Here is a 20440-nt window from a genome sequence, read left to right on the forward strand (position 1 = left end):
GACGGCTGCTGGGTTCAGTCGTCCTTCCGTCCGACTGAACCAACGCGAAACGAAGTTTCGCTGGGTTCTCGCTCGCTACGTTCGCGAGAACCACCGCTGAAGCCAACTCTTGATCCCGAGGTTGCGCTTGGCCATCACGACCGGCGTCGAGACGCGGCGGCCGACCTCCTCGGGGATGGCACCGAAGGTGAGCTGTTGGAGCAGGCTCTCGCGGGTCGCGCCGATGACCGTGAGGTCGTGGTCGCCCGCGTGCTCGACGATGGTATCGGCGATGTCACGCCCCTCGATGAGTTCGCGGTCGGTCTCGATGTCTTCGAGGGCCGCCATCGTGCTCTCGATGCGCTCCTCGGCGTCCGCGCGCTCCTCGGCGTCCGCACCGGGCGCGACGACGTGCGCGACGTCGACGGTCGCGGATTCGGTGCGCGCGACGGCGCGCGCGACCTCCGCGGCGAGTTCGGCGTGCGGGCCGCCCGCGGTCGGGAGGAAGATCGAGTCGACGTCGCCGTCGGCGCTCGCCCCGACCTTCTCGACGAGGACGTCGCAGTCCGCGTCCGTGACGACCGTGTCGAGGTTGCTCCCGAGGACGAAGTCGCGCCGGCGCGAGCGCCCGCGCCACCCCATGAGGACGGCGTCGCTCTCCTCCTGCGTGATCGTGTTGAGGATGGCCTGCGCGACGTCGTGACCGATGCGGACAGTCCCGTTGACGGGGACGTCGGCCTCCTCCGCGACGGTCATCGCCTCCTCGAGCACCGCGCGCTTCTCGTCGACGAACTGCCGGCCCTGCTCCAGCGGCGTCTGCTGGGGGACGGTGACGACGCTCATCACGAGGATCTCGGCGTCGCGGTCCGTCGCGACGTCGACGGCGGTCCGCATGAACTGCTCCGCGTGCTCGGGATTCGCGATCGGGACGAGGATCTGGGTCTCGCGGCCGGTCGGCGTCCGCTCGTGGACGACCGTCGGGGCTTCCTCCTCCATGCGTTCGCGCTCGCGGGCCTCGCTGTACCCGTAGTAGACGGCGACGCCGATGGCGAACCAGACGAGCATCGTGACGACGGAGACGAATCCCTCCTCGCCGATTCCGAGCCCGAGGGACGAGAGGAGGAACGGCGCGAGAATCAACTGGAAGATCACGCCGAGTGCGGGCGTGTACGGGAACGCCGGCACCTCGAAGGGGCGTTCGAGATCGGGGCGATTGCGCCGCATGAAGATCAGCGCGATGTTCACCATCGAGAACAGCAGGAGGAACATCACGGACGAGGACGACGCGACGGAGTTGATCGGCAGCGAGAGCGCCATGACGGCGATAAGCACGGCGGAGACCGCGATGGCGTAGTGCGGCGAGCGCGTCTCCGGGTGGATGTCGGAGAGCGCGTCCGGCAGGAGCTTATCGCGGCTCATCGAGTACGCGATCCGTGAGGAGGCGTACAGCGTCGCGTTCAGCGCGCTCATCGTCGCCGCGAGACCGGCGATGAGGAGCAGCGGCAGCCCGTAGGGCACGAACTGGCCGGCGGCCTGAATGATGCCGAGTTCGCCGAGGTTGCCGAGGATGACGTACGTCGGCGTGCCCGGATCGCTCAGGCCCGCGAGTTCGAGGATGTGCTGCGTGACGTCGATACCGCCGAGCGCGGCGAACGCGACGAGGATGTAGATCGGGATGACGACGATGATCGAGTAGAAGATGGCCTTCGGGATGTTCACCCCGGGATCGATGACCTCCTCGCCGGACTGGACGATGATGTCGTACCCCTCGAAGGCGACGTACGTGAAACCCATCGCGGCCATGACGCCGGACGCGCCCGTGGCGAAGAAGCCGTGTTGACCGATGAACTTCCCGGTCCAGTTCGGATCCTGAAACGTGGCGAGCGCGCCGAAGAGCACGAAGATCGCGAGGATGATGATCTTCGCGCTGGTGACGACGATGCCGATCGTACCTGTCTCCTCGGCGCCGCGATAGTTGACGTAGCCGAAGAACGCGACGACGACGGCCGCGATCCCCTTCGCCCAGAGGTGTTGGGCGATCCCGAGGAAGTGCGCGCCCTCGGTGGTCGCGCCGCCCGTGATGATGATGCTGACGAACGCCATGAAGAAGACGCCGAACGTCACCGAGTAGAGCGCGCAGGCGACGGCCTGCGCGAACCAGTTGGCCCATCCCGTGAAGAACCCCCACGGGCGTGGGAGCGCCTCGCTCACCCAGTTGTACGCGCCGCCGGAGCGCGGGAACGCCGCGCCCAGTTCGGCGTAGCTCATCGCGGTGAACGAGGCGACGATACCGTTGCAGAGGAACGCGAGGAGGAGCGCGGGACCGGCGAGACCGGCCGCCTGACCGGTGAGGGCGAACACGCCCGCACCGATCATCGCGCCGACACCGATGAAGGTGATGGGGAGTAAGCCCATGTCGCGGGACAGCTCGGCCTCGACGTTCCCACCGCCGGCGTCTTCACTCATCACTCCGGTGGTGGGGTGTCGTCACAAAAAGGCTACTGACCTGTGGACGGTGCGCGGCGCCTACCGGCGGTGGACCCTGAGGACACCGCCACGCTCGGTGTCACTGCGGACGGAGAAGCGCTCACCGTCACCGTCGAAGCCGACTCCCGTCGCGGGCTGGACGCTCGGCGACGCGAACGCCGCGAGTCTCGTCGGTGGACGTCCTCGTCGTCGCGCTCGAACGCGACGAGACGGGCGTCACGCAGAACGGCGACACGACGCTCGAATCCGGCGATCGGGTGCGGCTCTTCTCCACGCGGAGCGTGCCGACGGACACCCCGCGGGCCTTCGGCGCTCAGGACCGCCAGTAGGAGCGCGTCAGCAGAACGAGCACGGGCAGCACTTCGAGGCGGCCGATCCACATCAGCCCGGCCATGAACACCTTCGTCGCGTCCGGCAGGAGGAGATAGCTGTCCATCGGCCCGAAGTGCGTGAACCCCGGCCCGACGTTCCCGAGCGTCGAGGCAGTGACGCTCACCGCTTCCAGAGTGGTGAGTCCGCCCTCGATCGCCGCGCCGTTGACGAAGACGAGGACGCTCGCGACCGCGAACAGGACGAAGTAGAGGAGCGTGAACGACTGGATGCCCCGGACGGCCGCCTCGTCGATGACCTGCCCGCCGAGGCGGATGGGGCGGACGGCCTCGGGATGGACGGTCGTGAACAGCTCGCGGCGCACCGACTTCAGGACGACGAGCCAGCGGATGATCTTGATCCCGCCGCCGGTGCTCCCCGCGGAGCCACCGATGAACAGCAGAACGAGGAGGACGTACTTCGTCGGTGCGCTCCACGCGTTGAAGTCCGTGCTCGCGTACCCGGTCGTCGTGACGAACGACGCCACCTGAAAGACGGCGTGGCGCAGCGACGGCTCGATCGCGCCCGCGACGCCCGCGAGACCGGGATCGGTGTAGAGCAGCCCGGCGACGACCGCGGTGGCGACGGCGGTGACGCCGATGTAACCCCGGAACTCGGCGTCCTCGCGGACGTGGTGCGGGTCGCCCTTCCAGAGGTGCCAGAAGAGCGCGAAGTTGACGCCGGCCGCGATCATGAACGGGACGATCACCCACTGGACGACGGCGCTGAACGCCTCGATACTCCGGGCTTCCGGGGAGAATCCGCCGGTCGGCATCGTCGTCAACCCGTGCGCGACGGCGTTGTAGAACGTCATCTCCGGGGCGAGCGGCGTCCCGACGACCGGGCCGAGGAGGTGGAGACCGTAGAGGAGGACGATTTCGAGCGCCGTCAGCCCGACGTAGAGCACCCAGAGCGCGCGCGCCGTCTCGGCGATGCGCGGCGTCAGCTTCTCCAGTCCGGGACCGGGCGCTTCGGCCTCCATCAGCTGGGCGCCGCCGACCGAGAGCTTCGGGAGGATGGCGACGGCGAGGACGACGATCCCCATGCCGCCGAGCCACTGGCTCTCCTGTCGCCACATCATCACCGCCCGCGAGTGCGCGTCCAAGGAGATCTGCCCGAGCACCGTCGCGCCCGTCGTCGTGAAGCCGCTCATCGACTCGAAGAGCGCGTTCGCCGGGTCGCCGAGCGTCGACTCCGGGTGCGTCGCCGCGACGACGCCGGGGAGACCGTGCGCCTCGATCAGGTACGGGATCGCGCCGACGACGGCGACGGCGAGCCACGTCAGCGACACCATCAAAAACCCCTCGCGGGTGCCGATGTCGGGATCCGTGTCGAGGCGTTCGAGCGCGAGACCGAGAGCGAGCGTCACGGCGATGGTGGCGACGAACGCGACGAGACCGCCGTCGCCGTAGTAGAGCGCGATCGCGAGCGGAACGCAGAGCGGGACGGCGAGGTATTTGAGGACGCTCCCGACGAGTGCGAGACTCGCGCGCCAGTCGACTCGCAAGCGCTCGGTCATACTCGCTCGGCGACCTCCGCGGACGCGCTCGTCGGCACGAAGACGACGACGTGATCGCCGACCTCGACGACCGTGTCGCCGCGGGGCGTGATGACGTCGTTCGCGCGCGTGATCGCGCCGATGACGATCTCGCTCGGGAGGTCGGCGACGGCCTCGCGGATCGGTCGACCGGCGAGCACGCTCTCCGAATCGATCTCGATTTCGAGGACTTCCGCGGTGCCCGGTTCGACGATGGCGACGTTCTCCGCGCGGCGCTCGCGCGTGAAGCGCGTGATCTCCTCCGCCGTGACCTCGCGGGGGTTCACCGCGACGTCCACGCCGACCGTCTCGAAGAGCGAGACGTACTCCGCGGTCTCGATGGAGGCGATCGCCCGATCCGCCCCGAGGCGCTTCGAGAGCAGGGAGACGAGCAGGCACTTCTCGTCGCTGTCGAGACAGGAGACGACGACGTCGGCCTCGCCCACGTTCTCGCGTTCGAGGAAGTCCGCGTCCGTCGCGTCGTGCGCCATCACCGTCGTCTTCGGGAGGCGTTCTGCGATCTCGCGCGCCCGGTCTTCGTCGTGCTCGACGAGGCGGGGGGCGAATCCGCGCTCCTCCAGCAACTTCGCGACGAGGAACCCCTGTTGGCTCCCGCCGACGACGACGATGTCATCGATGTCGCCGATCGCGGATTCGGGCGCGACCGCGGCCGCAAAGGCCTCGACGCTCCGTGCCGCCCCGATGACGAGCACTTTCGCGCCGGCCGGAATGACGGTCTCGCCGCGCGCGATGACCGCGTCGCCGTCCTCGATGATCGCGGCGAACGTCAGCGCGTCGAACCGATCGGCCTCCTCGACGGTCTGGCCGGCGAACGGGCTCTCCGGTGGGACCTCGAACTCCGCCATCTGGACGCGCCCGCCCGCGAACGGATCGACGTCGGTCGCGGTCGGGAAGCCGATGACGCGGACGACCGACTGGGCTGTGAGGAGGTCCGTGCAGACCATGAAGTCGACGTCGAAGGCCCGGCGCGTCCGCCGCCACGTCCGCAGGTACGCGGTCTTCTGGACGCGCGCGATCGTGAACGGGTCGCCGAGCGTCGCCGCCGTCCCGCAGACCGCGAGGTTCGTCTCGTCGTCGTCCGTCGATGCGACGACGATGTCGGCCTCGCTGACGTCGGCGTCTTCCAGTACCCCCGGCTCGACCCCGTCGCCCTCGACGGGAAGCGCGTCGACGTCGTACGTCAGGCGCTCGACGCGCTCGGGATCGACGTCGACGACGACGACCTCGTGGGCGTCGCTGAGGTCCGCGGCGATGCTCGCTCCGACCTCGCCCGCGCCGACGATCACGATGCGCACCGTCGCGCCCTCCGTGCGTGCATATCCGGCTCAAACACGAGGACCGGGAAAATGGGTTTCGACCGATCGCTCGGCGCGACGCCGCGACGATCGACGTCCCGAAACGATCAGGCGGCCTGCCGCGCCGCGACGCGCCGATAGAGCGCGCCACCGACGGCGATGGCGACGGCCGCGACGGCGACCGTGACGACGGCCGTGCCGCCGATGAGTCCCCACTGGAACAGCCCGACGGCGACGAATATCGCGGCGCTCGCGGCCTGCACGAACGCCATCGGCAGGAAGCGCTCGGCGGTCGTCCCGACGAACGCGTCGATGCCGGTGCGAACCGCGAGACCGAGCCACGCCCCGACGACGACCGCGATCGGCGAGTCCGGAAACGTCGCCGCGAGGTTGATCGTGAGGAGTTGCGTCTTGTCCCCGAACTCCGCGACGGCGATGGCGACGAACGCGACGGCGAACGCGCTCGACCCACGAACGCGCTCGTAGACGCCGTCCGGGAGGAGACCCTCGAAGAGGTCGCCGGACGCCGCCCATCCGTCCGTGCTCACGTAGAGCGAGTGGGCCTGATAGCACGTCCAAAGCCCGATGAGGACGAACAGCGCGCCGGTGACGATGGGCATGACCCCGGCGGGGAGCGCCCCGAGGACGGCCACCCCCGCCGACACCTCGATCGCGTTCCAGATGGCGAACGCCGTGACGGCGCCCGCGAAGACGCGCTTCGCGTCGTAGATCGTCGCGAGCGTGATGACCGCGAGCTGGCCCTTATCGCCGAACGTCGCGAGGAAGTTCGTCACGAACGCCGTCACCACGGGTCCGAACCCCTCGTACCTGTGGATGAGCCCGCCGATCCCGCCCGCGTCGAGCGGCACCGCTACGCCCCCACCTCCGTTCCCTCAAATGCGTGCGCGTATCGCACGCGGTGTGCCTGCGGGACACTCCGACGGGGCACGTCGGCGACGCTCGGATCGCACTCGCCAGCGTCAGTCGCCATTAGCGGGCGGATATTAGATATGTCTAATTCTTAGTTTTGGTGGCGAAGCCGCTCGCGCACCGCATCGCTCCCGCGCCCGGAAGGGGGAGGGTTCGCCCTACTCTCGATGATCATCATTTAATACGCGACCGGCGCTATCCCTCGGTGTCGGATGGACACGAACCGGTCCCACCTCGCGGCCCTCCTCATCACGGTCTTCGCGCTCGCAGTCCTCGGTGCCGCAGCCGGCAGCCTCCACGCCGCACGTCCGACGCACGGTCACGCGACCGGTGGAACGGCGACGCCGGAACCCGGCGGCTCGAAGGGCGCACCCCCTCACCCGAGCGACCCCCCCGCGGGACGCGCCGCCAGCCACTACTTCCTCCCGAACTGGCATCCACCCTCGACCCCCATCTCGGGAACCGGTCACGCGAACACGCTCGCTCGGCTCGCGATCGCGCTCCTCCTCTTGCTCGTCGGTGCGGGACTCCTCCTCTGGTGGCTCACTAGTGACGACACCCCCCGCGAGACGGAGCCGACCCCGACGGCCACCGACCACCCGCTCGAAGCGACGCCGCACACGCCGCCACCGGATGCATCGCACGCGTCGGCGGATAACGACGTCTACCGGGCTTGGCGGACGATGATCGCGACCGCGGTGCCGGACGACTACGAAGGTTTTCCGCCGCCCATTCGTTCGGACCGTTCTATATCGCATCATGGAGTTTACGCGGGCGCTGCGCGACGCCGGTTTCGTTGCTCATGCAAGAACACGATCCTCCGCCACTACTTTGACGGGCGCGAGCGAACGGGGGACGATGCCACGCGAACCCGGTCCGCTTCGGCGCGCGTCCCTCGCCGGTCGTCGGTTCGTCGCCGTCGTCCTCGCGTTCGCACCGCTCGCTCTCACCCACCTCCGCGACCGGCGGCGTTTCCTGCTCCTCGGCGGCCCGCGCGACGTGTCCGACGCCACCCGCGAGCGACGGGCCGCGGCGCTCCGTGAGACGCTCGTCGCGCTCGGGCCGACGTTCATCAAGCTGGGGCAGTTGCTGTCGACGCGCCCGGACGTGCTGCCGCCGGCGTACGTGGACGAACTCGCCCGGTTGCAGGACGAAGTGCCGCCGGCGGACTGGGCGGACGCCCGCGAGGTCTTGGAGGCGGAGGTCGGGCCGGTCGGGGAGGCGTTCGACGACTTCGACGCCGAGGCGATCAGCGGCGCGAGCCTCGGACAGGTCTACACCGCGACGCTCGACGGCGAGCGCGTCGCCGTCAAGGTCCGCCGCCCCGGCGTCGAGGCGCTCGTCGAGGCCGATCTCCGCGTCATCGGAACGCTCTTTCCCGCACTGCTCCGGCTCGCACCCCCCGCACAGCGCTTCACGCTCTCGAACCTCTCCGCGGAGTTCGCGGAGACAATTCGCGACGAGATGGATTACGACCGCGAGCGCGACGTCCTCGAATCGGTGCGCGCGAACGTCGCGGCCGACCCCGACGTCGTCGTTCCCGCGTCCGTACCATCGCACTCGACGTCGCGCGTGCTGACGATGCAGTACGTCGAGGGGACGAAGATCGATCGCGTGGACGAACTCGACGCGGGCGTCGACGGAACGGCGCTCGCGGAGCGACTCGAGCGGTGCTATCTCGACATGCTGATCGAGGACGGTCTCTTTCACGCCGACCCGCACCCGGGCAACCTCGCGGTGCAGGCCGACGGCACGCTCGTCATCTACGACTTCGGGATGTGCGGGACGCTCGACGCCGAGCGCCGCGAGCGCCTCCGCGACTGTTACGTCGCCGCCGCGAACGACGACATCGAGGGCGTCGTGGACGCGTTCGTCGCGATGGGCGCGCTCGACCCCGCGGCCGATCGCGCGTTCGTCACGGACGTCCTCTCGCTCGCCGTCGAGCACTGTCACGGCGAGCGCGTCGAGGCCGCGCGGATCCGCGACCTCATCGAGGGGTTCGAGGGGACGCTCCACGACCTCCCGTTCCGGATGCCGCGCGATCTCGCGCTCGTCGTCCGCGTCGCCATCGTCCTCGAAGGCGTCTGTCTCACGCTCGACCCGGACTTCGACTTCGTCGCCGTCGTCGAGGACGCCGTCGAACCCGAGCCGCGCGATTCGACGCGCGAGCACGTCGAGAGCGTGCTCGACGACCTCGGCGACGACGCGCGCGCGTCCGCGCGCGCCGCACTCGGGGTCCCGCCCAAGATCGAACGCGCGCTCGATCGAGCCGACCGCGACGACCTCAGCGTTCGCACGGACGTCGCCGACGAGAACGACGTCCTCCGTCGCCTCGCGCGTCGCCTCGTTCTGAGCGTCGCGGCGAGCGCGGGCGTCGTCGTCACGACGCTCTGTTATACGGCCGCGCGGACGAACGCGACGATCGCCGTCGGCGTCGCCACCGCCGGGGCGCTCGCGCTGCTCTACCGATCGTTCGGCGCCTCGGGTCGCCAGCGCGCCGTCCGGGAGGCGGGACAGGTCGCCCGACGGTCGCTGGAGAATCGCGGTGGTCGACGGTGATCGAGCGGGAGCGAGCGGGAGCGAGCGAGTAGGTCGGGGCAGCTCACGTGAAAGAGGCACACGGCCTGACGTGGCGCGGACTGGTCATACAGGGCGCGAAGGCGTTGGACACCGAGGGGCCGCTGTAAGGCGAGGGGGTGGCCTTCACGAACGCGATTCCTCCCCGTCGTGAACGGCGGGGTTTCCTCGCTACAGCAAGATGAGCAGCGGTCGAATAGGAGATACGTGAATGTGGGACCACTCGTGGGAGGAGGTTATCTGCTGAAGTGGGGATAGATTGAATATAATCCGCTGAGTTGGGACTATAATGGCGCGGATATCTGGTACTGGAGGTGGGGATAAGTGACCTTATCCGTTGAGATAGGACCTCGACAATGGCAGCAGCTCGCGGCGGATCGAAAGCCGCGAGCGGCGCGTCCGCGATCACGACATGCCCGTCTCCGGGTCTCGACGGGTAGGGGACACGGACCGAAGAGACACGTCCGCGGCATCGATCACACGTGCCGGCGGACGGAGATCCCGGATACAGCTCGTTGGAGCGCTCTCGGCCCCGTTTCGCCGGAAAAGTCAGATGTCATACAATACCTCCGAGGTGGTCCGTGTGAGCGATGACGCCGATCGCGTCTCGGTGAAGACGTACGTCCCGCGCGACCAGAAGGAGGTGTGGGTGGAGCGCGCGGACGAGATGGGCGTCTCACAGAGCGAGTTCGTCCGTATGATGGTGCAAGCGGGGGTCCACGATCTCGGCCTCGGCGACGACGGTGACGACGAAACCGCCGAGGGAGCGTCAGACGACGCCGCGGAGTCGGCGCTCGACGAGCGCGTCCTCGCCGAACTCCGCGAGCGCGACGTCGCCGGGTGGGAGACGCTCGTGGACGCGCTCGCGGGCGACTTCGAGGAACGCCTCGAGGGGACGCTCGACGACCTCACGGAGCGCGGCGTCGTGAAGTACAGCCCGCGCGACGGCGGTTACGTCCTCCGGGAGGAGACGAGATGAGTTCGGCGGACGCGATCGACGTCGACGATCCCGTCGCGTACTTCCTCGAAGACATGGGCTACCATGGAAAACACGAGCGGACGCGCGCGGCGTACGAGCGCGTCCTGCGCGGCTTCGAGGGATTCCTCGCGGAGCGCGGGATCGACGGCCCGACGGCCGCGGATCGGCGCGCGTGTCTCGCGTGGGTCGCGTCGCTGCGCGAGGAGTACGCCGAATCCACCGTCGCGACCTACGCCTCGTACTGCAATCGCTTTTACTCGTATATGACGCAGGTCGGCGCGTTCGACGCGAACCCGATGACGCTCGTCGTCGAGGAGATGGACGAGACCATCGACGCCGACCCCACCAGACGGGAGATCTCCGTGCCGCGGATGCGCGCGTTCGTCGCCGACGTCGCGCATCCCGGCGATCGCGCCGTGATCCTCACGCTCCTCAAGACCGGCCTGCGGGTCGGCGAACTCTGCAATCTCGACCTCCGGGACCTCCACCTCGCCCACGACGCGCCCGCGAGACCTATCCCGCGCTCGGGACGCGCGGGCGCTCGATGGTCGCCCGGACACGATCTTCGTCGATCCCGATATCTCGGCGGGCGAGACGGCGAACGGCGAACTCCGCGCGGCCTCGAACAAGCGCAAGCGCGTGACGCTCCTGCCGGTCGATCGGGAGCTTCGCGGCGCGCTCGCGGCGTGGCTCGCCGTCCGGCCGGACGCGCGCTCGTCCGCGGAGCCGCTATTCTGCTCGACGCGCGACACGTGGGGCGCGCGCCTCACCCCCGAGATGGTGCGCGAGACCGTGACCGGGTACGCGCGCGACGCCGGCTGGTATCGGACCGGGGGCGGCGCGAGCGAGAACGTCACGCCGCACTACTTCCGGCACTTCTTCACGACGCACCTGCGCGACAGAACGGGGGACCGCGGCGTCGTGAAGTACCTCCGCGGGGACGTCGCCGCGGACGTCATCGACACCTACACGCACAACTGGGGGGATCGGGTCCGGGACGTCTACCTCGAAAACGTGTATTCGCTGGCGTAGCTAGAGCGTGCGCGTCTCCGTCTCGCCGTCGAGGACGGCCTCGACCGCGCGGATGTCGACGACGCCGTGTTCGCCGTCCGGGTAGATCTCGCGGCCGGTGAGGAGCCGATCGGCGAAGTAGTCGAATTCTTCTTCCATCTGATCGACGGCCTCGAAGTCGATATCGGCCGTCTGAGAGCCGCACGAGAGCGTGAGACCGGCGTCGGTCCGGTTGAAGAACGCGGGATCGAGGACGAGTTCCCCCTCGGTACCGACGATCCGGAGGAAGCCGGTCTCGTGGGCCTGCTGGCTCGCCGAGAACGACGCGAAGACGCCGTCCGGGAAGCGGACGGTGAAGGCCGCGCGCTCGTCCGAGACGTCCTCGAAGCCCTCGTGCTCGCTGTAGAGCATGGACTGGACGGCAAGCGGGTCGGAATCGAGGACGAAGCGCGTCGTGTTCAGGGGGTAGACGCCGAGGTCGGTGACGGACGCGCCCGGTCCCGCGAGGTCGGGGTTCAGCCGCCACTGGTCGGGATCGGGGATGATCTCGCGGAGGAGCGGCTGACTCATGTGCCCGTGGACGTGCGCGACGTCGCCGATCGCGCCGTCCGCGATCAGCTCGCGCGCCCGGCGGACGGCGGGATCCGTCTGCATGCGGTAGGCGACCATCAGCGGGACGTCGGCGTCCGCGCAGGTCTCGATCATCGCCTCGGCGCGCTCCGCGGAGGCCTCCATCGGCTTCTCGCAGAGGACCGGTTTGCCGAGTTCCGCGGCCGTCTCGACGATTTCGAGGTGGGTCGCGTTCGGCGTGCAGACGTAGACGGCGTCGTAGTCGTCGATAGCGACCCCCTCCTCGAACTCGTCGGTGCTGAGCCCGTATTCGACGCCGAGTTCCGCCGCGGCGTCCTCGGATTTCTCTTTCCCGCGTGAGACGAGGACGGTCGTCTCGCAGAGCTCGCTCGCGGCGACGGCGGGCGCGGCCTGATCGGTCACCCACCAGCCGACGCCGACCATCGCGATTCGAATCGGCCCGTCCGAGGCGTCCGCCTCCTGCCAGTCCCGCTCGTCGAATCCGTCGAGGAACGTCGCGAGCTCGCTCATGGCGCGCGGAATTGGCCGATAGCTGACGTCGCGATGCGTGCGGTTCGGAATGTGAGCGTGTCGATCATGGGTGTGTCTCCGCTGTCGGGCACGGTGAGTCACCGCGACCCGAGACCATGATGAAACCATTAATTCAATACTGGATAAGTATTTTCATGACGTTCGGCGCGTCGCGACAGCTACTGATATACTATATGTCGCTATATCAAACCGGGGTGATACAGGCCGCGTTCAGGATTGGCGCGATGGTCTCTCCCAACACCGCTCGGAGTACCTGACGATGTTCGTCCTCCCCTTCTCCCACTCCGTTCAGTCGATCACGACTTCGTCGCGTTCGTTCAGGAGTTCGTTCCGGACCCCCGAACATCCACACGTCAAAAGCAAGCGACGACCCACATCGGTTCTGAGAGTCCCATCGAAGAACTCCAAGACGCCTTCGAAAATATCGGAGAATAGCCGGCAGGGCGGACGATAGCGGCGACCGCGTACAAAATCGCAACAGCGGCGTCGTAGTCCGAACTCGCTGAGTGGCACGATGCCGGCCATCCAACGAGCGACGGACGGCCCCAATGACTCGTCATCGTCGAGTCCCTCGAGTACCCGATCCGATATGGTAATCGAACCGGTAGAAACCCGAATCTCTCGTATTACATTAACGAGACTACGCGGACGGAGTTCACGACTCCCTCGAGGCGGTCGGGATCGATGCACCGGCGCTCGCTCAGTCGATGAGGCGTTCGATGTCGTCGTCGAGTTGCCGGTAGAGTTCTTCCGCGCGGCGTTCGTCCTCCGCGGAGAGCGAACAGATCGGTGCGCGGACGTGCCCGCCGTTGAGTCCGGCGAGTTCGAGACCCTTCTTCACCGCGGGGACGCTGATCGCGTCCGCGATCTCGTTGTCCGCGCCCGTCTCGGAGCGGAAGCGCTGGTACGGGAGCGTGATGTTCTTGATCGCGCGGGCCCGCTCCCAGTCCTCCTCGGAGAGCGCATCGAAGAGCGCGAGGCCTATCTCCGGTCGGAAGTTGCTGACCCCGGCGGAGAACCCCTCGGCGCCCTCGGCCCAGAGCGAGGGCGCGTACGGCTCGGCGAGACCGTCGACCCAGACGACGTCGTCGGCGCCGTTCTCGACGCCCACGCCGAGCTTCACGGGATCCGGGATCGCGTACTTGATTCCGACGAGACCGTCGACGCGCGTGAGATCGCTCAGATAGCGCGTCGACGGGTCGAACCCGCGAACGTAGGGCACGAGCGGCGTCTCGGTGACGTCCGAGAGCGCCTCGTAGTAGCGGAGCAGACCGCGTTCGTGGATGTACGTGAAGTCCGGCGGCATCACCATCAGCGCGTCCACCCCGATGCGGTCGTAGCCCTCGATGAGGTCCCGCGCGTGATCGACGCTGCCGCCGACGCCGGCGAGCACGCAGGCGTCGGAGGGGAGCGCGTCGACGCTCGTCTCGGTCACGGCGACGCGTTCGTCGCGCGAGAGCGCGTGGTACTCGCTGATGTTCGCCGCCGCGAGGAACGTCCGGATCCCCTCGTCGTAGAGCGCGTCGGCGTTCTCCGCGAGCTTCGCGTGGTCGATGTCGCGGTCGTCGTCGAAGGGGGTGAGCAGTCCCGCCGCGACTCCGCGTAGGGACTCCCGCACCCGATCGGCTGTCAGGGGCATGCGAGCGGTGTTCTCCGTTGTATTCTATAAATGCATCGGCACACGAAACGCGGTCTCAGCGGGTGAGCGCCCGGGATTCGTTCGCGATCCGAGAACGATTCGTGGTGGATCATTGGGTCCTCGCGGCCGAACGCGCCCGTCGAATGTCGATTGGGCGACCCACTGGACGGAATCCCGTTCTCAAACGGGGAACGGCAAGACCCCGGTACGGCCGTGGCGCGAGAACCGGACGGACGTCGACGCGCCCGCCCCCGCGGTTGCACCGGTCGACGGGAATGCCTTTACACACATACTCTCGTAAGACACGCTATTCGCGTCGCGAGAACGAATCGCGCCGACGCGATCACCCACCGGCACGCCTGACCCGGGGGACCGACAGCTGGGTGAGCGGACCGTCCGCTCGTGACTGACGAGATATCGCGTCCTACTTATCTGAAATACAGCTATACTCTCAGTCTTATATGTCTGACTTCCGATTCGTTGTGGAACGGATCCGGTGACCGATTCACGCACGTATTTGGGTCGTCCGCTCGACTCCGGTCGTATGCGGGATCGCACGCTCGCGTTCGGACTGGTCCTCGCTCACGGGAACGGGGTCGTCGCCGGCGTCTCGAAGGCCTGCGAGGATCCGGAATACGATGCCGAGGTGGCGCTGGAGGCGGGGCTGGACGACCCGCTCGATTAGGCCGCCTCGTCGAGGAGGTCCTGCGCCGCCGCGAAGACGTCGTTCGCGCGGGCCTCGTCCCGCGCTTCGGCGGTAACGCGCACGATCGGTTCGGTGCCGCTCGGCCGGAGGAGGAACCACGCGTCGCCGAGGTCGACGCGGACGCCGTCGAGCGTGTCGACGTCGTCGTAGGCGTCTCGCACGGCGTCGTGGACGCGTTCCATGACCGCGACCTTATCGGGCACGTCGCGGCTCGTCCGCCGGATCGGATACGCCGGGAAGGCGTCGAGACGACCGGCGAGCGACGGTCCGTTCGCGACGAGGTCGACGAGTTTCGCGGCGGCGAGCGGGCCGTCCGGGCAGAGGGAGTCGTCGGGGAAGATCCACGCGCCGCTGGGTTCGCCGCCGAAGGTGACGTCGTCCGCGACGGCACGCTCCGCCACGTAGACGTCGCCGACGCGGGTGTGCACGAGATCCGCGCCGACGTCCGCGAGCGCGTCATCGACGAGGAGGCTGGTATCGACGGGCGCGGCCACCCGGTCGCCCGCGTCGGCGAACGCCGTGGCGTAGACGGCGAGCAGGGCGTCACCGGTGACGAACTCGCCGTCGGCCGTGACTGCCATCATCCGGTCGGCGTCGCGTCGTGCGCGATGCCGAGGTCGGCGTCGGTGGACGCCACGAGGTCGCACAGCGACGCGCAGTTCGCGGCGGTCGGCTCGCTCGGTCGGCCGGGGAACCGACCGTCCGGCTGGGCGTTCAGCGTCTCGACGTCGCAGCCGAGTTCGACGAGGGCGTCGACGGACGCGCCGCCCGCGCCGTTCCCGAGGTCGACGATCACGCTCGGGGCGTCCGCGGGATCGACGTCGACGGCGTCGGTGATGGCGTCGACGTGGCGTGCGCGGGCGTCCGCCCACTCGCGGCGCGCGCCCGTCCCGTCCCACGACGCGGGGTCGAAGGTCTCCGCGACGAGGCGCTCGACGATCTCGTCCTGCATCGGGCCGTCGAAGGCCTGCCCGGACGGCTGCCAGCACTTCAGCCCGTTGTACGCGGGCGGGTTGTGCGAGGCCGTAACGGAGACGCCGGCGTCCGCGTCGCGCCACGCGACGGCGCGCGCGACGGTCGGCGTCGCGGCCGGCCCGAGATCGACGACGTCGCAACCGCACTCTGCGAGACCGGCGGCGAGCGCGTCGACGAGGACGGTGCCGCTCGGCCGCGGATCGCGCCCGACGACGACCGTCTCCGAATCCGCCGCGAGCGCGCGCCCGACGTTCAACGCGAGGTCGGCCGTGACGTCCTCGCCGACGCGCCCGCGGATCCCGCTCGTCCCGAAGTAGTCCCGTCGCTCCATGCGGAGGGGGAGACGGTCCCGGACCCTAACGGTTTCCCGACGCGGCGGGCGCCGCCCGACGACGACCGCGGATGCGGAGGGGGCGCGGCGTCCGCGTCGCGTCGATCCCACTCCCGGCGATCACTCATCGCCGCGTCCGTCGCGCGCCTCGCGGCCCTTCTCGCTGTCGGGGTCGAAGAGGACGACTTCTCCGGGTCGCGTCGCGCCGTCCGTCGGGAGCTTCACGCCGGCGTTCAGGCTCGTGTTGATGCCCGTCTTCGCGCCGTCGCCCAGCACGACGCCGAACTTCCGGCGGCCCGTCGAGACGACGTCCCCCTTCACGAGGGTCTGCACGTCCGCGCCGTCGTGACGGAGGTTCGCCACCTTCGTCCCGGCGCCGAGGTTCGTCTCGCGCCCGAGGACGCTGTCGCCGACGTACGCGAGGTGGCCGGCGTGCGCGCCCGCCATCAGGACGCTGTTCTTCACCTCGACCGCGTGCCCGACGTTCGCCTCGGGTCCGACGTACGTCGAACCCCTGATGTACGCGTTCGGTCCGACGGTCGCGCCCGAATCGACGTAGGCCGGTCCCTCGATCACGACGCCCGAACGCACCGTCGCACCGTCCGCGACGACCACGTCGCCCGATAGCTCGGCGTCCGCGTGCACCGCGCCGTCCACGCGACCATCGAGTTCGCCGAGTTGCCACTCGTTGGCTTCCAGCAACTCCCACGGCCGGCCGACGTCGAGCCAGCGCTCGAAGGCGACCGGGCGGACGTCGGACGTCTCGCAGGCCCGCGCGAGCACGTCCGTGAACTCCAGTTCGCCGCGCTCGGACTCGTCGACGTCGAGCCACGACTTCGCCGCCGCGGGGAGGGCGTACGCGCCCGCGTTCACGAGGTTCGACGGGGGATCCGCGGGCTTCTCGACGACGCCCGTCACGCGCTCGCCCGCCTCGTCGGTGAGGAGGACGCCGTACTGCGACGGATCCGGGACTCTAAACGCGCCGACGGCGGGCGCGCGGTCGTAGAGCGTCGCGAGCGAGGCGTGATCGTAGAGCGCGTCGCCGTTCAGGACGACGAACGGCGCGTCGTCGAGGTGGGGTGCGGCCGCGCGCACGGCGTCCGCCGTCCCGCGCTGTTCGGTCTGGACGGCGTAGTCGAGCGTGACGCCCGCGTACTCGTCGCCGAAGAACTCGGAGACCGAACCGTCGTCCGGTTGGACGACGAGGACGACGCGCGACGCGCCCGCGTCGGCGGCCGCCTCGACGGTGTGCGCGACGAGCGGACGGCCGGCGACGGGGAGCATCGGCTTCAGTTGGCGGTCGGTCAGCGGCCGCATCCGGGTGCCGCGTCCCGCGGCGAGCACGACTGTCTGCATGCCTCACCCGTCGGGCGACGGCTACATTAGCTTACCCGACGGCGGTCCCGGCGTCGCCGACCGCGCGCAATCCGCCCGTCGCGGCGCGTCAGCGTGGCCCCACACAGGTATCCGGCCAATCCGAACACTACCGGTCCGCGGATCCGGGCGTACCGGCCTCGGCGTCGTCGGTGAGGTCGCGAAAGAGCGTGTCGAGCTGGTCGGAATCCATCCGCCCCATCAGCTCGTCCATCTGCTCCTCCCGTCGCTCGAGCGCGTCGAGAAGCCCCTCGTACCCCTCGTGGTCCTCGAGTTCGGTGCGGGTCTTCTCGGCTTCGAGGGTCGCGCGCTTCTCCGTCAGCGCGAAATACGACCGGACCTCCTCGTCGTAGTCGCTGATCGAGAGCAGTCGATCGACGGTCTCCCGGAGTTCCTCGCGACCCACCGGCTTCGTGAGGTAGTCGTCGAACGGCATGTCCACGATGTCGAAATCGGGATCGACGCCGGTGACCATCGCCACGCGACAGCCGTACTCCCCCTCGCGGATGCGATCGAGGACATCGTCGCCGGAGATCCCCGGCATCTGCCGATCGAGGAGGACGACGTCAACGTCGTCGTCGAGACGCTCGAAGGCCTCCTCACCGCTGTTCGCGGTCCGGACCTCGTAGTCGTCGTCGAGCCAGAGCGCGAACGCCTGCGGGATGCGTTCCTCGTCGTCGACGACGAGCACGACCGGTCCCTCGTCCGTCTTCTCGTCGACACCGCCGTCGGTCAGCAGCGCCGGGGTACGATGCGAACTCGTCGAAAGGTCTGCGGTGCACATTGTCGATCAGGACATCACCACGTCGTGGAACTCGAACCGCGCGCCGCGTTCGCCGTTCATCGCTTCGACCGTCCACCCGTGGGCGTCAGCGATCTGTTCGACGATGCTCAGCCCAAAGCCAGTTCCGGAATCGCTCGTCGTGAACCCGTACTCGAAGAGGCCGCCGAGGCGCCCGCGGGGAAGCCGGGACCGTCGTCCTCGACGTAGAAGCCGCCCCCGCTGAGCAGGCCGACGCGAACCGTCACGTCGTCGCCGACGTGCTCGACGGCGTTGCGAAAGAGGTTCTGGAACAGCGTTTCGAGGCGTTCGCGGTCGGCCTTCACCGCGAGCAGGTCGTCCGCCGTTTCGAGCGTCGCGGCGTCCGTGGCCGCGGTCCTCCACGCGTCCTCGACGACGCGTTCGAGGGGGACGCGGGCGGTGTCGCCGATGCTCTTGCCCTGCTTGGCGAGCGTCAGGACGTCCTCGATGAGGTCGTCCATCCGGTCGAGCGTGTCGTCGAGTTCGGCCAGTAGCGGTTCGTCCTCGTACTGGGATTCGAGGATGGCGACGTCCGCCTTCGCCGTCTGGAGCGGATCGCGCAGGTCGTGACTGACGATGGAGGCGAATCGCTCCAGCCGCTCGTTCTGACGCTGGAGTTCGCTCTCGCGCTCGACGCGCTCGGTGATGTCACGCATGATACCCGAGAAGACCCGCTCGCCATCGTAGGGGTGTTCCTCGAACGTGATGGAGAGCTGGACCTCGTGGCCGTCCTTGTGCTCGGCCGGCAGCTCGATGTGCTGCCAGTCGAGCGTGCGCTCGCCCGTGCTGATGTACTTCGCGATGGCCTCGTGGTGGGCTTCGCGGAAGCGTTCCGGCATGATCTTCGTCAGCGGCTCGCCGACGAGCTCGTCGGGCTCGTAGCCGAAGACCCGCTCCACCGACCGATTCGCGAAGAGGATCTGGCTGTGCTCGTCGATGGAGACGATGGCGTCCGAGCCGTTCTCGACCAGCACCTCGAAGAAGTCCTTGTCGAGCACGCCGGGTTCGACGTTCCCGCTCTCGTCGAACATCGTCGAGTCGACGGATTCCTCCGCGTCGGACGACGGTCCTGAGGAAGACATGAGACTGGTAGTTGTGAACGCGATTCGACGGCCGGCCGGATAGCTATTGTGGTCGGATCACAGCTTCACGAGGACCTTCACCGCCTCGCGCTCGTCCATCGCCTCGTAGCCCTCCGGGACGCCCGAGAGATCGACGGTCTTCGTGAAGATCGGCGACGGGTCGAGCGTCCCCTGCAGGACGTCCGCCAGCAGGTCGTCGACGTACTGGCGCACGGGCGCGACGCCGCCGCGGAGCGCGACGTTCTTCCCGAACGCCGAGTCGAGGAACGCCGCCTCGTCGACGCCCTGCGGGACGCCGACGAACCCGACGGTGCCGCCGGGGCGCGCGACCTCGAAGGCCGTGTCCATCGAGGACTCCGCGCCGACGCATTCGAGGACGTGGTTCGCGCCGCCGTACGTGAGTTCGCGCGCCCGCTCGACCGCCTCCTCGCCGCGCGCGGCGATCGTCTCCGTCGCGCCGAACTCCTCCGCGATCGCCAAGCGGTCCTCGTGGTGCCCCATCGCGACGATGCGCTCGGCGCCGAGGCGCTGGGCCGCGAGCACGCCGCAGAGACCGACCGCGCCGTCGCCGACGACGATCGCCGTGTCCCCCGCCCCGACGCCCGCGCTCACCGCCGCGTGGTGGCCCGTGCACATGACGTCCGTGAGCGGGAGGAGGGATTCGAGGACGTCCTCGTCGTCCGCGTAGCGCTCCGGGATCCGGACGAGCGTGCCGTCCGCGTACGGCGCGCGGACCTTCTCGCCCTGCGCGCCGTCGTGCTCGCCGCCCCACCCCTCGTCCTCGACGCAAGACGTGTAGAGTCCCTTCCGGCAGAACTCGCACTCCCCACAGGAGATCGCGAACGGCGCGAGCACGCGATCGCCCGGCCGGAGGTGCGTGACGTCGTCGCCGACCGCCTCCACGACGCCCATCGGCTCGTGGCCGACGCGTCCCGGCGTCGGATAGTCGCGCTGACCGCGGTAGAACCAGAGATCGGAGCCGCAGATCGCGGTGTGCGTGATGCGGACGATCGCGTCCGTCGGCTCCTCGATCTCGGGATCGGGCACTTCCTCGACGCGGATATCGCCTTCGCCGTGGTAGACAGCGGCCTCCATGTACGGTGGATCGCTCGGCGGGGAGAAAAATCCACCCGCCGCGGCGGGGGGTTCCGCGACCCGGCGGCGCGTCTCACGCCCCATCGGCGTCCCGCCGGCGGAGCGCTATCGCTCGCCGTCCCGCGGTTC

General features: G+C 68.9%; 14 protein-coding genes and 3 pseudogenes. 5 read left to right on the forward strand and 12 right to left on the reverse strand.

The genetic code is table 11. The annotated features are described in order from the left end of the window. Positions 1-75: 75 nt before the first annotated feature. Positions 76-2445 (reverse strand): amino acid permease, encoded by a 2370-nt coding sequence (locus AOZ13_RS01295; RefSeq protein WP_049933663.1) that lies wholly within the window; start codon positions 2443-2445, stop codon positions 76-78. 194 nt (positions 2446-2639) lie between these two features. On the opposite strand from AOZ13_RS01295, the gene AOZ13_RS14115 reads away from it, so the two are divergent. Next, a complete protein-coding gene (locus tag AOZ13_RS14115) occupies positions 2640-2795 on the forward strand; it encodes a TrkA C-terminal domain-containing protein (protein WP_020220920.1) in 156 nt (51 codons plus the stop codon). Here AOZ13_RS14115 and AOZ13_RS01300 read toward each other — a convergent pair. From AOZ13_RS01300 to AOZ13_RS01310, 3 genes are all read right to left on the reverse strand, one after another. Next, a complete protein-coding gene (locus AOZ13_RS01300; protein WP_020220921.1) occupies positions 2780-4354 on the reverse strand; it encodes a TrkH family potassium uptake protein in 1575 nt (524 codons plus the stop codon). The genes AOZ13_RS14115 and AOZ13_RS01300 overlap by 16 nt on opposite strands. Continuing rightward, positions 4351-5688: a Trk system potassium transporter TrkA gene (gene trkA / locus AOZ13_RS01305; RefSeq protein ID WP_020220922.1), complete on the reverse strand. Its 1338-nt coding sequence runs from the start codon at positions 5686-5688 to the stop codon at positions 4351-4353. Before trkA ends, AOZ13_RS01300 begins: the two co-directional genes overlap by 4 nt. Positions 5689-5795: 107 nt before the next feature. Further along, positions 5796-6557 (reverse strand): TMEM165/GDT1 family protein, encoded by a 762-nt coding sequence (locus tag AOZ13_RS01310; protein WP_020220923.1) that lies wholly within the window; start codon positions 6555-6557, stop codon positions 5796-5798. Positions 6558-7476: 919 nt separating this feature from the next. On the opposite strand from AOZ13_RS01310, the gene AOZ13_RS01315 reads away from it, so the two are divergent. The 3 genes and pseudogenes from AOZ13_RS01315 (at position 7477) to AOZ13_RS01325 (ending at position 11206) form a co-directional block, all read left to right on the forward strand. After that, positions 7477-9177 carry an ABC1 kinase family protein gene (locus AOZ13_RS01315; RefSeq protein ID WP_020220924.1) on the forward strand — a complete coding sequence of 567 codons (1701 nt, stop codon included), beginning with the start codon at positions 7477-7479 and terminating at the stop codon, positions 9175-9177. A 601-nt stretch (positions 9178-9778) separates the two neighbouring features. Next, a complete protein-coding gene (locus AOZ13_RS01320; RefSeq protein WP_020220925.1) occupies positions 9779-10174 on the forward strand; it encodes a DUF5805 domain-containing protein in 396 nt (131 codons plus the stop codon). Then, positions 10171-11206 (forward strand): annotated as a pseudogene (locus tag AOZ13_RS01325) (tyrosine-type recombinase/integrase). The gene AOZ13_RS01320 and the pseudogene AOZ13_RS01325 overlap by 4 nt, the downstream one beginning before the upstream one ends. Here AOZ13_RS01325 and gfo6 read toward each other — a convergent pair. Next, positions 11207-12286, reverse strand: coding sequence for a D-xylose 1-dehydrogenase Gfo6 (gfo6, locus tag AOZ13_RS01330; protein WP_020220926.1), 1080 nt, complete (start codon positions 12284-12286; stop codon positions 11207-11209). Between the two features lie 721 nt (positions 12287-13007). Then, positions 13008-13946, reverse strand: coding sequence for a dihydrodipicolinate synthase family protein (locus AOZ13_RS01335; protein ID WP_020220927.1), 939 nt, complete (start codon positions 13944-13946; stop codon positions 13008-13010). 544 nt (positions 13947-14490) lie between these two features. Between AOZ13_RS01335 and AOZ13_RS14120 the strand changes: the two genes are divergently transcribed. Then, the gene (locus AOZ13_RS14120) at positions 14491-14631 is read left to right on the forward strand and encodes a hypothetical protein (RefSeq protein ID WP_020220928.1); all 141 of its coding nucleotides are present in this window, start codon (positions 14491-14493) and stop codon (positions 14629-14631) included. Here the strand turns inward: AOZ13_RS14120 and glmM are convergent. The 6 genes and pseudogenes from glmM to AOZ13_RS01360 all read right to left on the reverse strand — a co-directional run bounded on the left by glmM (position 14628) and on the right by AOZ13_RS01360 (position 20311). Further along, positions 14628-15958: pseudogene (gene glmM / locus AOZ13_RS01340) on the reverse strand (phosphoglucosamine mutase). The gene AOZ13_RS14120 and the pseudogene glmM overlap by 4 nt on opposite strands. Before the next feature lie 120 nt (positions 15959-16078). Next, positions 16079-17314, reverse strand: a complete 1236-nt coding sequence (gene glmU / locus AOZ13_RS01345; protein ID WP_021779598.1) for a bifunctional sugar-1-phosphate nucleotidylyltransferase/acetyltransferase — start codon at positions 17312-17314, stop codon at positions 16079-16081. 127 nt (positions 17315-17441) lie between these two features. Further along, positions 17442-18116, reverse strand: a complete 675-nt coding sequence (locus AOZ13_RS01350) for a response regulator transcription factor (RefSeq protein WP_020222689.1) — start codon at positions 18114-18116, stop codon at positions 17442-17444. A gap of 6 nt (positions 18117-18122) precedes the next feature. Beyond that, the gene (locus AOZ13_RS15350; protein ID WP_324603240.1) at positions 18123-18497 is read right to left on the reverse strand and encodes an ATP-binding protein; all 375 of its coding nucleotides are present in this window, start codon (positions 18495-18497) and stop codon (positions 18123-18125) included. 116 nt (positions 18498-18613) lie between these two features. After that, positions 18614-19216: pseudogene (locus tag AOZ13_RS15355) on the reverse strand (PAS domain S-box protein); the annotation flags it as partial. A 57-nt stretch (positions 19217-19273) separates the two neighbouring features. After that, positions 19274-20311 carry a zinc-dependent alcohol dehydrogenase family protein gene (locus AOZ13_RS01360; protein ID WP_021779600.1) on the reverse strand — a complete coding sequence of 346 codons (1038 nt, stop codon included), beginning with the start codon at positions 20309-20311 and terminating at the stop codon, positions 19274-19276. Positions 20312-20440: the final 129 nt, after the last annotated feature.

The organism is Halarchaeum acidiphilum MH1-52-1 (genome assembly GCF_000474235.1).
GTDB classification, from domain to species: Archaea; Halobacteriota; Halobacteria; order Halobacteriales; family Halobacteriaceae; genus Halarchaeum; species Halarchaeum acidiphilum.

Bases quoted from the DNA above. Each gene is read 5' to 3' on its own strand.
- AOZ13_RS01295 (WP_049933663.1), bottom strand. From the start codon at position 2,445: ATGAGTGAAGACGCCGGCGGTGGGAACGTCGAGGCCGAGCTGTCCCGC.
- AOZ13_RS01300 (WP_020220921.1), bottom strand. From the start codon at position 4,354: ATGACCGAGCGCTTGCGAGTCGACTGGCGCGCGAGTCTCGCACTCGTC.
- AOZ13_RS01315 (WP_020220924.1), top strand. From the start codon at position 7,477: ATGCCACGCGAACCCGGTCCGCTTCGGCGCGCGTCCCTCGCCGGTCGT.
- gfo6 (WP_020220926.1), bottom strand. From the start codon at position 12,286: ATGAGCGAGCTCGCGACGTTCCTCGACGGATTCGACGAGCGGGACTGG.
- AOZ13_RS01335 (WP_020220927.1), bottom strand. From the start codon at position 13,946: ATGCCCCTGACAGCCGATCGGGTGCGGGAGTCCCTACGCGGAGTCGCG.
- AOZ13_RS14120 (WP_020220928.1), top strand. From the start codon at position 14,491: ATGCGGGATCGCACGCTCGCGTTCGGACTGGTCCTCGCTCACGGGAAC.
- glmU (WP_021779598.1), bottom strand. From the start codon at position 17,314: ATGCAGACAGTCGTGCTCGCCGCGGGACGCGGCACCCGGATGCGGCCG.
- AOZ13_RS01350 (WP_020222689.1), bottom strand. From the start codon at position 18,116: ATGTGCACCGCAGACCTTTCGACGAGTTCGCATCGTACCCCGGCGCTG.
- AOZ13_RS01360 (WP_021779600.1), bottom strand. From the start codon at position 20,311: ATGGAGGCCGCTGTCTACCACGGCGAAGGCGATATCCGCGTCGAGGAA.